Below are 11,629 nucleotides of genomic sequence, written 5' to 3'. Positions count from 1 at the left end.
AAGTTCGTAGCCTTGTTGACGGCTTTTTTATATGAATAAGGTAACAGCGGTTAGCTGGATCAAATAAATTATTCTTAGCAAATTACAGGAAGCGACTCAATGCAATTAAACCTACCGATAGAAATTCCAACTGTTTTTATTAGCTATGCTCACGAAGGATCTCTTGGTGAGAAGGTTGCCGCTCTTGCAGAATGGCTCACATGTAATGGGATTCAAGTTATTACCGACCACCCATACCAAAATCATCCACCTGGAAAAGGGTGGCGTGCTTGGATGCAGCACAGCATCGAAGATGCGAGTATGGTATTAATTGTATGTTCTGAACGGTACAAGAAACTATTTGAAAAACGTGACATAGAGGATAATGGGGGGGCTGGAGTTACCTGGGAAAGCGCCATTATTACCAGTGATCTCTATCATTCTCACCTTAACAATCAACGTTTTTTTCCAATCCTTCCTGACGATGGCGACAATAGTCATGTTCCGAGTCTTCTTACTGACTGGAATAATAATCATCGATTTCCAACGGGTAATCAACGTATCCTTTCTCTGATATGTGACGAGGTAAAAATTCCAACACCAAAACGTCCCATACAAAGATTGCTGCCGGGTGAATTGTTGGGTAGCAATGACCCGAGACTACAGCCTCGCGAAGGGGATGTTATTGGGCGTAAACATGAGATAGAAGAAGTAAATGCCTTTTTGACCGGTGACAACTGTCATGCTACGGTTTGCGGGTATGTTGTCGGTTGTGCTGGAATCGGTAAAACTGAGGTATGTAAGGCTGCGCTCAAATGCTGGCTAAATGGTGATAGCGCCACACGCTCGTTTTGGATTCAGGTAAGTGATGATGCGGATACTTTGCGTTTACTCTGGCAAATAGGCTCTGCAGTTGGCTTAAAACCAGAGGAAACCGCTCACATCAGAGATGTTACCCTATTGAGCCCATTTCTCCCTCGCGGACTTTATTACTTAGATAATTTGGAAAGTATTGCCGAGACCCCCGGTGGTAAAAAGTTGTTGAGTGAACTTAGCCAACTACCGGGTATACGCCTTCTTGCCTCATCGAGAGTAAATCTGGATAGCGTGCTTGGTAATAGCATTTACATCGACCGGCTTGATACCGATAGTGCTGTATCGCTTTTTACCAAATGCTGGAACGGAACTTCTCAGCTTAACCTAAGCGAACTCCGTAACTTCGTTGATCAACAGTTGGGTGGCCACGCACTCAGCATCACCCTGTTGGCCCGTCTGGGACGTGCCTACAGTTGGGAAAAGCTACAAGAACTGTGGCACGAATGGGGCACGGCTTTGGCCCAGACTCGTAATCCAAGTCATCGTCTTGATAGTCTGGAAATATCTTTCTCCCTTACTGAAAATTTATTGATACAGGATCCAGGTGCGTTGGATCTTTGGCAATTTGCCGCTCTTTTTCCAGAGGGTTTTGATGAGGAAACCCTAAGTTTATGGGAAAAGCAAAGCGGTCATTGCCAGGCTCGCGTCACCATGACCGACTTCAATATACTTGTTCTTGAAAAAGGATGTTTCACTATGCTGCCTCCTATCGCACGCTATGCTTTAGGGCATGTGTCGGATAGTAATTCCACTAATTGCAGTTTCAACTGGGAGCGCGCTCGAAACTACGCCTACGATTATTTTATTGAACTCTCCCGCAATGCTTCTGATACCGTCAGCAGCGATATAAACATTCAATCCCGCGTCAAGAGCAGTCAACAGTTATGGGCAATTGAACAACTCTGCAAAACGGATATGGCTTTAGGCAATCCTAATGAAGAGTTGGCGCGTAAGCTCATCCGACAACTACAAAACGTATACTCATTTAACGTTTTGGCAGGACTAGCACTATTAAAACGTGCCAATCAGATGATGAGTGGCGCGTTGCTTGAAAACCTACTCGGCGACCTGGAGAGGAGACTCGGGAACGTCGATCTGGCAAGGGGCCACTATGATAACGCCATCGAGCTCTACAAAAAGGAACAGGATCAGCTCGGTCTTGCCAATGCCCTGAAAGCCCTCGGCGACCTGGAGAGTCGACTCGGGAACGTCGATCTGGCAAGGGGCCACTATGATAACGCCATCGAGCTCTACAAAAAGGAACAGGCGAAGCTCGGTCTTGCCAATGCCCTGAAAGCCCTCGGCGACCTGGAGAGGAGACTCGGGAACGTCGATCTGGCAAGGGGCCACTATGATAACGCCATCGAGCTCTACAAAAAGGAACAGGCGAAGCTCGGTCTTGCCAATGTGTATCAAAGTTTAGGTGATTTGCTCTTATCGGAAAAGCGAGCAGAAGAAGCGACCTTAATCTATCAAAATGCTATCCAACTCTATCAAGCAGAACAAGATCCAATGGGTCTGGCATATACTTGGTCTGAACTTATTCGCTGCCATCACCTGCTCGGGGACTTAAATGAGGATGATTTGCGAAAGATTGCAGTTACAGGGCTTATCGATGCTAAGAGAAGTGGAATTGAGTCAGTTTCACAGTACTTAATTGGTGCGCTGTATGAATTTTTTGACAAAAACGATGAGAGTCTGAAACGATTTTTCGAATCCATAAACAAATATCGATAAAAGCAATATGGTTGCTAACCAGCCAGTTTACCGGTGTTCCTTTCCGCTAACGCTTTACGGCAACCGATGATCAGCATGTCGAGCAAGCCCTTACTGTAATAACTCTAAAATAGTGCTATTTTGCATCATCGTTCCCATCTACAGTCATATAATGACCATCAACGATGAAAGAGGTTCCATGCAACCAGTACATTCGCGCACTACACACTCGGTAAATGGTATTCCACTCCCCTTATATTTGCTGGTATCCTTTGGCGGTGCCTGGCTTATTTGGTTGCCTCTGCTGATTGCTGAGTATCTGCAGCTTTCGCTGCTGGTGCCATCTGTTGTTTTTATCACGTTGGGATCCTTTGCGCCGAGCTTTGCTGACAATGCCTTTGTGCATCCTGATCACGTGGGTATATCACGGCTCTGGAGAGAGCCTGTTACTGGTCATGCTCTTTCATGCTGCTGTCAATACCTGGTCAGGCGTCTTGAAGATCAGCCCTGAAGCGGCTGGCAGTACCAGACCTCTTGCTTTGGCCGTGCTTTTGACATGGGTAGTGGCGCTTCTCGTCGTAGGAGGTCGCAAAAGGTTTGCATCCAAAAGGCCGTTGCTATGAGGAGGCAAATAAATGATCTCGTGGACGATCTGGCGTTTTTTCAATGAATCAAGCCGCTGGAGGTACGTGTCGCGTGCTGCGTTTTGTTGCTCTGCTGATACTGACCGGATACGGGGTATTTACGGGGACGTTATGATCCTGTATTTATACTGTTGTTGTGGCGTACTATGTTTTTGGGCATGAGATTACGTTTATTACCTTGATACAGGTGATTGATGATTTTGAACAGGTTCGGTTGCGGGCTGCGAAACACGAGCAATTTTTCACGCACTCAATCGCTCATTTACTGCGCACATGCAGGAACGCGGATATGACATTTGAAGCGTTCAGGAACGTATCGACTGTAATGATGTACGAACAACCATATTTTAAACCGGGGCCCATCTGGACCTCGCGGTACTGTTGACTGGCTGTAGAAAGCGTTTTTATGCTGATCCATATAAGAGGTAGAAACAAAAGGCAAGACAAGGTACAAGTGATTTATATTCTTGCAATTAATAGCGTTTTAAGAAGTTTTCTAATGGCGTCTTGTATGCCTTACAATTCAAAAATCTGTAGGTTCGGCGAATAAATCTAATTATTGTTGGGCGTCAGCTTCGGCATAACAGTCGTGCCATGATAAAATCCACCTCCCTGATTCTGAAAATAGCGCCGCAGTATGAAACCGCAAGCATTTGATCGAAGTGAGCATGTTTATAGAAACGATGCCTTTGCCGAACTGGTCAAAGATGCGATCAGATTCTTTAATGGCACACCTGTCCACACGCTCCCCCCGCCAGAATCATTTTTTGGGACGGGGGTGTACGCGCTCTACTACACAGGAAGTAATCCTCTGTACAAACGATACGCCGAACTAAATCGCCTTTCATATGGCTACCCTATCTACGTGGGCAAGGCCGTTCCCAAAGGGTGGAGGCAAGCCCGCTCTTCTGACAACGCACTAAATCAGTCACGCGAACTCATTGGTCGCCTGCGAGAGCACGGAAGGAGTATTTCCCTTGGAGCCCAACTGTCGCTTGAGGATTTCATGTGTCGCTTCGTTATTTTTGAAGTGGAGGGTTCAGACATGATCAGTGCAATTGAAGCCGCCCTTATCAAACTAAATAAACCGCTCTGGAATACTGCTGTTGATGGATTTGGCAATCATGACCCCGGAAGCGGGCGATATGCACAAGCCAAATCAGATTGGGATGTCATTCACGAAGGCAGGGCTTGGGCGAATAAGTGCAATGGGAAACATGCCGAGAAAAACGCGATAATGTCTAATATTCTCCTTCACCTCAAGAAGTTGGGGGTGACGCAATGAAGACCCTTGAAATTTTTTCAGGTGCAGGCGGCTTGGCAAAAGGCTTGGAGTTGTCTGGATTTGAGCATACAGCCTTTGTTGAGTTTAATAAGCATGCGTGCGAGTCACTTTCTGAGAATTTCGATCCTGCGCGAGTTTTCTTTGGTGACATCAAAGATTTTGATTTAGACAGCCTTGAAGATATTGACATTGTTGCAGGAGGTCCGCCATGCCAGCCATTTTCACTTGGTGGCAAGCACAGAGCCGAGCAAGACAACCGAGACATGTTTCCATATGCCATACGTGCTATCGAAAAACTAGCTCCAAAAGCATTTGTATTTGAAAACGTAAAAGGACTTCTACGTCAAACATTCTCTGAGTATTTTGAATACATAATCCTCAGATTAAGTTACCCGGATTTTATGGCGGGTAATAACGTCAACTGGAAAAGCCACCTCGATGAACTTCGTAATATTGGCAGGCTTTCCTATGCAGGGAAAAAATACAACGTTCAGTTTAAACTAATAAATGCTGCAGATTATGGCGTGCCTCAAACACGAGAGCGTGTTGTGATTGTTGGGACACGAGCAGACATCTCATTGCCTTGGTCATTCCCTATAGAAACACACTCAGAAGATAGGCTTCTCTGGGACATGTACGTAACGGGTGAATACTGGGAGCGCCATAAAGTACATAAACTGTTGCGACCTGATTTAGACGCACTGCTGAGAGAAAGAATATCTCGACTAACAGACAAATACGGAATGTTTGAGCCAGAATTATTGCCATGGCAAACTATGCGGGACGCTTTATTTGATATGCCAGACCCAAAATCAGATCATGGAATAATCGACCACATATTTCGAGGTGGTGCACGTACGTATCCCGGTCATACAGGTAGTGATTTTGATTGGCCGTCAAAAACAATCAAAGCTGGTGGTCACGGGGTTCCAGGTGGGGAAAACATGATCCGCTTCAATGATGGAAGCGTTCGATACCTAACGACCTTTGAAGCAAAACGAATTCAAACTTTCCCTGATGATTTCGTCATCAAAGGTGCTTGGGGTGAGGCTATGCGCCAAATTGGGAACGCAGTTCCTGTATTATTAGCAGAAAAAATAGGTTTCAAGTTGGCGAGGCAGCTAAAAACGCTCAACCCGGCAGTCGACATGGATGCTGAGCGAAAGGCCGCTCAGGCCGATGAATTCCGGCTTTGGGCAAACCCTTGCTGCAATAGCTTGATTTAAAATGCTGTTTTTGGGCAGCATTGTTACCTTATACAATCATACGGTGACCGTCAACGATGAACGAGGTTCCATGCAACCAGCACATTCGCGCACTTCACACTCGGTAAATGGTATTCCACTCCCCTTATATTTGCTGGTATCCTTTGGCGGTGCTTGGCTTATTTGGTTGCCTCTGCTGATTGCTGAGTATCTGCGGTTCTCGCTGCCGGTACCGTCCGTTGTTTTTATCACGTTGGGATCCTTTGCGCCGAGCGTGGTTGCTCTGTTGTTAACCTGGAGATATGCTGGCGGAACTGAGCTGCGCCAGTTGCTCGCTCGGGCATTGGTATGGCGCGTTTCTCCAATCTGGTATCTGCTTGCCATTTTTGGACCGGCGATGGTGATGCTGCTGGCTATGGGTGGGCACATCGTATTGGGTGGCACCGTGCCCGACTATGTTCCATTTGGGCCTCGCTGGTTAATTGTAGCGGTCAACATCGTACTCGTTTTTTTTATTGGCGGGCCGTTGGGCGAAGAGTTCGGTTGGAGGGGAGTTGTTCTTCCGGCACTTGAGGCACGGTTTAGCCCACCATGGGAGAGCCTTATTCTGGGTATCATCTGGACGGTGTGGCATTTGCCGCTCTTTTTCATTTCGGCTTCGGCTCAGCATAGTCTGCCTTTTTGGCTCTTTGCTTTGCTGACAATGCCCCTGTGCATCCTGATCACTTGGGTATATCACGGCTCTGGAGAGAGCCTGTTACTGGTCATGCTCTTTCATGCTGCCGTCAATACCTGGTCTGGCGTCTTGAAGATCAGCCCTGAAGCTGCTGGCAGTACCAGACCTCTTGCTTTGGCTGTGCTTTTGACATGGGTAGTGGCGCTTCTCATCGCAGGAGGTCGCAAAAGGTTTACACCCAAAAGGTCGTTGCTATGATGAGGTAACTAATTGATCTTGTGGATGATCTGGCGTTTTTCCAGTGAGTCACGCCCTGTTCGGTTAAAGCGTAAGGAAGGGAAGCGGTTTTTCAATTGCTATCTTATATGGATGGCAATGCAAATATCTGCGGGTTAGGAGGTCGATTTTGAATCGACATATTTTAGTATTAACTTTTGTGTGCTTCAAAGTAATTACAACAGGCAATGTATCGGCAGGAGGGTTTCTGGATGGCGCATTGAATGTACTTGGTCTGGAATCAGCAAATATCTGATAGAAACTGCCGATAATCTGTTTGAGAAAGGGGAAAAAATGCAGACAATAGTCATTAATGTCAATAATGATAGTATTGGCAGACAAAGTCAGGTGGCTTCTGGAAAATTTCAAAAACGAAGGATTGGAAATTGTATCAAAAGAAGATGCATATGATCTGAAATTATTGAGAGCCACAAGAAGTGAAGAATCTGTTGCGTTTGATGAGTATCTGAAAAATGAAAATTTATATCCGTAAAAGTGCCATCAAAGATTTGAAAAAGATTGATGGCAAAAATAAGGAAAAAATTAGTTCGGGAATTTCAGAATTGACAAAATTAAAAATATGATTGAAATAGGCAGGATATTCCATCGGAAAGATAGTTACAAATAACTCCTACCCATCTGTTGCAGGCGATTAGCATGGCATAACTTGTTGTCAGGTATTGAAAAATGACAATGCCACTCGATATTAAATCAATCGGAAGCTGTTTTCCACGAGCACACAGCTTCACAAAGTGACCTCTGGCTGTTTCTTTAGTTATGCGTCTCTTTTCACGATATCCGGCAACGAATAGATTATTGATGATGAAAATATATCTTGATATGTGCTGTTTTAATCGGCCTTACGATATCCAAACTGCCGCTCGGATCAAATTGGAAACCGAAGCCAAACTGTTTATTCAAAATGCTGTTCTTGATAGCAAACTGATACTTGTTTGGTCATTCATATTGGATTACGAAAACAGCGCCAATCCGTATCCTGATCACCGAGAGGCAATAGTCGAGTGGAAAACATTGTCAAAACATTACATATCCGCTTTGGACAGCATTCGAGAGCTTGGGGCCACTATCGCAATCAAAACTGGCATCAAATCGAAAGACGCTTTGCATCTGGCTTGTGCAGTTGAAGCAAAATGTGACTATTTCATCACCACTGATCGTGTGTTTTTGAAAAAAGCTCAGTCATTACAAGAAATAAAAACTCTCAATCCGATAGATTTTGCAATCCTTATGGAGAATAGCTGATGAGAAGTGATACCATAATTCGTCATGACGGGATACAAGCCCTGCGGGAGCGTTTGGGGCCTGTTGAAGCCGAACGATTTATCGTTTTAATAAACCGGGAGTCATTTGATTATACTGAATGGCAGCAAACGCTTTGGCAAAATGAAAGTGTTGATGATGTATTTGCTATGGCGAAAAAACATTCTGAACAAATAGGGCTATAGGATGTGGTGAGGAACGGACCGCTTCAATCTCGCAAATTTCTACGTCGCATTCCGTTTCAGTGCACCCGTGCCACGAGGTGAGCGGGATGTTGCCGGGTCAGAAGAAGAACACTTTCAGCGCCCATTCTCCCCTCTCAGGAACCAATCAGCCGGGATTTGGCATCTGCAGAAAATGCGGATCGCAGGTTCCGGAAGCCATCGGCAGCTCGCCGGAGTTGATATGCATGGCGATTTAACGGTATCGTAACAAATCCTCACTACTCTGTTCCATACATTGGAATTTACATATAACTATACAGTGATATATGTGCTTCCAGATTATTTTGGCATACCGGTTTTGCCTGTTAAACAGCTATGCTACACCTCTTACCCAAGCGACGTGTGATGCTGTTCTATCCAGATGGATTCGGCTGAAACTGCCTGTTTTTTTATAGAACTCCAAACTGACTCTAAGCCATGCCCGAACGTCCCGTTCATGAACATATCAGGGAGCTGACCGATACTCTTGTTCTTCTCGCTTCCAGCGCCCGCCGGAACCTGCTTCTTGCGCTCGAGGCCCTTAAGGAGATGGACATCGATAAAGCCCGCAGGGTAAAACAAGCCGATTACGATATAGACGAGGCTGGACAACGCCTCGAATCGCAATGCCTCTCGTTCCTTGCACTGCAGCAGCCGGTAGCAAAGGATCTGCGCACTATCGTGGCGATCATGAGAATTAATGACGATATCGAGCGTATCGGAGATCTATCGGTGCATATCGTCGAGCGGGCGCTGGATATCGACAGGGAGCTGCAGCAGCAATACGATCTGGAGAGTGTCGGGGCGAAGGTGGCCGAAATGCTGCAATACGCTATCGATGCGTTTGCGGCAAAGGATACCGTAAAAGCCTCCAGGGTCTTTGCCATCGAAGAGGAGATCGATTCCATGCATCGGATGATTGTGAGAACTGTTATGGCTGCGATGAAAATCCTGCCAGGAGAGATCGAACAGCTTATCGCGGTACTGAGTGTCTCGCGCTACCTTGAGCGTATTGCCGATCATGCTACGAAAACAGCACGAGAAGCGCTCTATCTCGTAACCGGCGAAACACCCCGCCAGAAAGACAGTTCCTACGAAAAACTGTTCGAGTCGCTGCGGAATTGACTGGTTTTACACGATTGTCGGTTCAGGTTCATCAATGTTTACCCATGTACAAGTTATGGAAAAGAAAAAAAATGTGCTCTTTCTCTGCACCGGTAATTCGGCTCGCAGCCAGATGGCCGAAGGCTTGCTCCGCCATATGGCCAGCGACCGCTTTGAGGTGATGAGCGCCGGACTCGAGCCCAAAAACGCGGTGCATCCCCTTGCCATCGAGGTCATGCGTGAAATCGGCATAGATATTGGAGCACAGAGACCGAAAACGGTGGAACTTTATCTTGGCAGGGTGCCCGTGCACTATCTCATCGTGGTGTGCAACAGGGCGCAGGCGACCTGCCCCCGTATCTGGCCCGGCCTGATGGATGGTAACCGATATTACTGGCCGCTCGACGATCCGGCTGCGTTGCAGGGTAATGCTGACGAACAGCTTGCGATGTTCCGTGTGGTCAGGGACGAGCTGCAGGAGAAGCTTCGTGAGTGGATTGGACTGTTTTGATATAGAGGCATTCTGATGCCGGGTTCTGCCGGGTAGCGCATGGTTCCTCCCTCTTTTTCCGCTGCAGCAGCGGGAGCAACGGAGGTTGCATGTGCTGATGAGAGCAATGCGGGCATAGGTGATGTTGCGACCGTATCGGTCGAAATGGCAGAGATGAAGTTTATTACGCCCTTTGTTTTTTTTATTATTGATCGTATATTTGCGATGAACTAACAAATACAAAGAATGGTATCAGAAATTGGTTACAGCAATGAAGGCGAGCGACTTGCCTCCGTCGCCAGGGATCTCGTAGTCGACGGGGAGATGCACTCGAAGGGTAACGTGACTGGACTTGAGGAGTTGAAGGATTTACTGAACAGATAAATAAAAGAGGAGTATCAAATGAATAGTGCCGTTGAAGTCTCTCCTGAGACAGCGTTGAAGATGATTGGAGAGGGAGCATTGCTTGTTGATGTCCGTGAGCGTGAAGAGGTTGCCGAAGCATCGTTCGATCTCCCCGGTGTCATGCTGATTCCCTTCAGCGAGTTCGATGAACGGTTTCGGGAGATTCCCTCGGATCGTGAGGTGATTATAGCCTGTAATCTTGGCGAAAGGAGCCTCAAGGCTACCCGTTTTCTTATGCACAATGGCTACCGGAATGCTGTCAATATGCAGTACGGGATTGTCCGCTGGGCGGAAACAGGCTTTCCCATGAAGGGTGAATTGAAATGCAACTGTGGCGGATGTTGCTGCGGCAGCCCTTCTGGCAGTTTAAACAGCACGGGAGGATAGCATTATGGGCATGTCAACCAGACAACTCTCCTTTCTCGATCGCTACCTCACGCTCTGGATCTTCCTCGCTATGGGTATCGGCGTACTTTCTGGCTATCTTCTTCCCGGTACGGCAGCGTTCTGGAACACTTTTCAGTCGGGTACCACCAATATTCCCATCGCCATAGGGCTTATCGTCATGATGTATCCGCCTCTGGCCAAGGTGAAGTACGAGGAGCTTGGCGATGTGTTCCGCAATACCAGGGTGCTTGGGTTGTCGCTTTTGCAGAACTGGGTGATCGGGCCGGTGCTTATGTTCGTGCTTGCCGTGCTTTTTCTTTCCGATATGCCGCACTACATGGCCGGTCTTATCCTCATAGGCCTTGCCCGTTGTATCGCCATGGTGATCGTCTGGAACGAGCTGGCGAAAGGCGATACGGAGTACGCGGCAGGTCTCGTCGCCTTCAACTCGGTGTTTCAGGTGCTCTTTTTCTCCGTTTACGCATGGCTCTTCCTTACGGTGCTGCCCGGCTGGCTCGGCCTCTCGTCGTTCAGGGTCGATATCACCATCGCAGAAATCGCCTCGTCGGTTTTCATCTATCTCGGCATACCTTTTATCGCAGGTTTTCTTACCCGCTTCGTCATGCTCCGCCTCAAAAGCAGGGAGTGGTACGAAACCGTTTTTGTACCGCGCATCAGCCCACTCACGTTGGTGGCGCTGCTCTTTACCATTGTGGTGATGTTCTCGCTGAAAGGTGAGTATATTGTTAAAATTCCCATGGATGTCGTTCGCATCGCAATACCGTTGCTCTGCTACTTCATCATCATGTTTCTCGCCTCGTTTTACATGGGAAGAAAGGCCGGAGCGGATTACTCCAAAACCGCTACGCTCTCCTTTACGGCGGCGAGTAACAACTTTGAGCTTGCCATTGCCGTGGCCGTAGCAGTCTTTGGCATCGATTCCGGGGAGGCGTTTGCCGCCGTCATCGGGCCTCTTGTGGAGGTTCCGGCGCTTATCGGCCTGGTGAATGTTTCCTTGTGGTTCAAAGAGAAGTATTTTGGCGGTATGAACGGCGATGCATAAAACGTACAGGTCAATGTTTCCCTCGTCATGAAAACAGTT

Annotated in this window: 14 protein-coding genes; all 14 read left to right on the top strand. The window is 47.2% G+C overall.

What is annotated here, in order from left to right:
- Positions 1-99 precede the first annotated feature (99 nt).
- Positions 100-2,592: a tetratricopeptide repeat protein gene (locus tag PPHA_RS14135; protein WP_012509485.1), complete on the top strand. Its 2,493-nt coding sequence runs from the start codon at positions 100-102 to the stop codon at positions 2,590-2,592.
- Positions 2,593-2,770: 178 nt separating this feature from the next.
- Positions 2,771-3,082: a hypothetical protein gene (locus PPHA_RS14130; RefSeq protein WP_150085732.1), complete on the top strand. Its 312-nt coding sequence runs from the start codon at positions 2,771-2,773 to the stop codon at positions 3,080-3,082.
- A gap of 770 nt (positions 3,083-3,852) precedes the next feature.
- Complete coding sequence (locus PPHA_RS14125; protein WP_012509484.1) at positions 3,853-4,500, top strand: Eco29kI family restriction endonuclease; 648 nt, start codon at positions 3,853-3,855, stop codon at positions 4,498-4,500.
- Positions 4,497-5,726, top strand: a complete 1,230-nt coding sequence (locus PPHA_RS14120) for a DNA cytosine methyltransferase (protein WP_012509483.1) — start codon at positions 4,497-4,499, stop codon at positions 5,724-5,726. The genes PPHA_RS14125 and PPHA_RS14120 overlap by 4 nt, the downstream gene beginning before the upstream one ends.
- Before the next feature lie 70 nt (positions 5,727-5,796).
- On the top strand, positions 5,797-6,639 hold the full coding sequence (locus PPHA_RS14115) for a CPBP family intramembrane glutamic endopeptidase (RefSeq protein WP_190274005.1): 843 nt from the start codon (positions 5,797-5,799) through the stop codon (positions 6,637-6,639).
- A 331-nt stretch (positions 6,640-6,970) separates the two neighbouring features.
- On the top strand, positions 6,971-7,150 hold the full coding sequence (locus PPHA_RS14110; RefSeq protein WP_012509481.1) for a hypothetical protein: 180 nt from the start codon (positions 6,971-6,973) through the stop codon (positions 7,148-7,150).
- Between the two features lie 326 nt (positions 7,151-7,476).
- Complete coding sequence (locus PPHA_RS14105) at positions 7,477-7,920, top strand: PIN domain-containing protein (RefSeq protein WP_012509480.1); 444 nt, start codon at positions 7,477-7,479, stop codon at positions 7,918-7,920.
- Positions 7,920-8,123, top strand: a complete 204-nt coding sequence (locus PPHA_RS14100; protein ID WP_012509479.1) for a hypothetical protein — start codon at positions 7,920-7,922, stop codon at positions 8,121-8,123. The genes PPHA_RS14105 and PPHA_RS14100 overlap by 1 nt, the downstream gene beginning before the upstream one ends.
- Before the next feature lie 456 nt (positions 8,124-8,579).
- Complete coding sequence (phoU, locus tag PPHA_RS14095; RefSeq protein WP_012509478.1) at positions 8,580-9,266, top strand: phosphate signaling complex protein PhoU; 687 nt, start codon at positions 8,580-8,582, stop codon at positions 9,264-9,266.
- 55 nt (positions 9,267-9,321) lie between these two features.
- Positions 9,322-9,756, top strand: a complete 435-nt coding sequence (locus PPHA_RS14090) for an arsenate reductase ArsC (RefSeq protein ID WP_041526576.1) — start codon at positions 9,322-9,324, stop codon at positions 9,754-9,756.
- Between the two features lie 39 nt (positions 9,757-9,795).
- Complete coding sequence (locus PPHA_RS16085) at positions 9,796-9,969, top strand: hypothetical protein (protein WP_012509476.1); 174 nt, start codon at positions 9,796-9,798, stop codon at positions 9,967-9,969.
- A gap of 12 nt (positions 9,970-9,981) precedes the next feature.
- Positions 9,982-10,119 (top strand): hypothetical protein, encoded by a 138-nt coding sequence (locus PPHA_RS16080; RefSeq protein ID WP_012509475.1) that lies wholly within the window; start codon positions 9,982-9,984, stop codon positions 10,117-10,119.
- An 18-nt stretch (positions 10,120-10,137) separates the two neighbouring features.
- Positions 10,138-10,527, top strand: coding sequence for a rhodanese-like domain-containing protein (locus PPHA_RS14085; RefSeq protein WP_012509474.1), 390 nt, complete (start codon positions 10,138-10,140; stop codon positions 10,525-10,527).
- A gap of 4 nt (positions 10,528-10,531) precedes the next feature.
- Positions 10,532-11,590, top strand: a complete 1,059-nt coding sequence (gene arsB, locus PPHA_RS14080; protein WP_012509473.1) for an ACR3 family arsenite efflux transporter — start codon at positions 10,532-10,534, stop codon at positions 11,588-11,590.
- Positions 11,591-11,629 lie beyond the last annotated feature (39 nt).

Origin of the sequence: Pelodictyon phaeoclathratiforme BU-1, from assembly GCF_000020645.1 — a bacterium.
Classification (GTDB): Bacteria; Bacteroidota; Chlorobiia; order Chlorobiales; family Chlorobiaceae; genus Chlorobium; species Chlorobium phaeoclathratiforme.
The sequence above is the reverse complement of the archived record's forward strand: the minus strand, read 5'-3'. Positions and strand labels throughout refer to the sequence as shown.

Excerpts from the sequence above, each read along its gene's own strand:
- PPHA_RS14120 (WP_012509483.1), top strand. The coding sequence starts at position 4,497 with ATGAAGACCCTTGAAATTTTTTCAGGTGCAGGCGGCTTGGCAAAAGGC.
- PPHA_RS14090 (WP_041526576.1), top strand. The coding sequence starts at position 9,322 with ATGGAAAAGAAAAAAAATGTGCTCTTTCTCTGCACCGGTAATTCGGCT.
- PPHA_RS14135 (WP_012509485.1), top strand. The coding sequence starts at position 100 with ATGCAATTAAACCTACCGATAGAAATTCCAACTGTTTTTATTAGCTAT.
- PPHA_RS14125 (WP_012509484.1), top strand. The coding sequence starts at position 3,853 with ATGAAACCGCAAGCATTTGATCGAAGTGAGCATGTTTATAGAAACGAT.
- PPHA_RS16080 (WP_012509475.1), top strand. The coding sequence starts at position 9,982 with ATGGTATCAGAAATTGGTTACAGCAATGAAGGCGAGCGACTTGCCTCC.
- PPHA_RS14110 (WP_012509481.1), top strand. The coding sequence starts at position 6,971 with ATGTCAATAATGATAGTATTGGCAGACAAAGTCAGGTGGCTTCTGGAA.
- PPHA_RS16085 (WP_012509476.1), top strand. The coding sequence starts at position 9,796 with ATGGTTCCTCCCTCTTTTTCCGCTGCAGCAGCGGGAGCAACGGAGGTT.
- arsB (WP_012509473.1), top strand. The coding sequence starts at position 10,532 with ATGGGCATGTCAACCAGACAACTCTCCTTTCTCGATCGCTACCTCACG.
- PPHA_RS14115 (WP_190274005.1), top strand. The coding sequence starts at position 5,797 with ATGCAACCAGCACATTCGCGCACTTCACACTCGGTAAATGGTATTCCA.
- PPHA_RS14105 (WP_012509480.1), top strand. The coding sequence starts at position 7,477 with ATGATGAAAATATATCTTGATATGTGCTGTTTTAATCGGCCTTACGAT.
- PPHA_RS14100 (WP_012509479.1), top strand. The coding sequence starts at position 7,920 with ATGAGAAGTGATACCATAATTCGTCATGACGGGATACAAGCCCTGCGG.
- phoU (WP_012509478.1), top strand. The coding sequence starts at position 8,580 with ATGCCCGAACGTCCCGTTCATGAACATATCAGGGAGCTGACCGATACT.
- PPHA_RS14085 (WP_012509474.1), top strand. The coding sequence starts at position 10,138 with ATGAATAGTGCCGTTGAAGTCTCTCCTGAGACAGCGTTGAAGATGATT.
- PPHA_RS14130 (WP_150085732.1), top strand. The coding sequence starts at position 2,771 with ATGCAACCAGTACATTCGCGCACTACACACTCGGTAAATGGTATTCCA.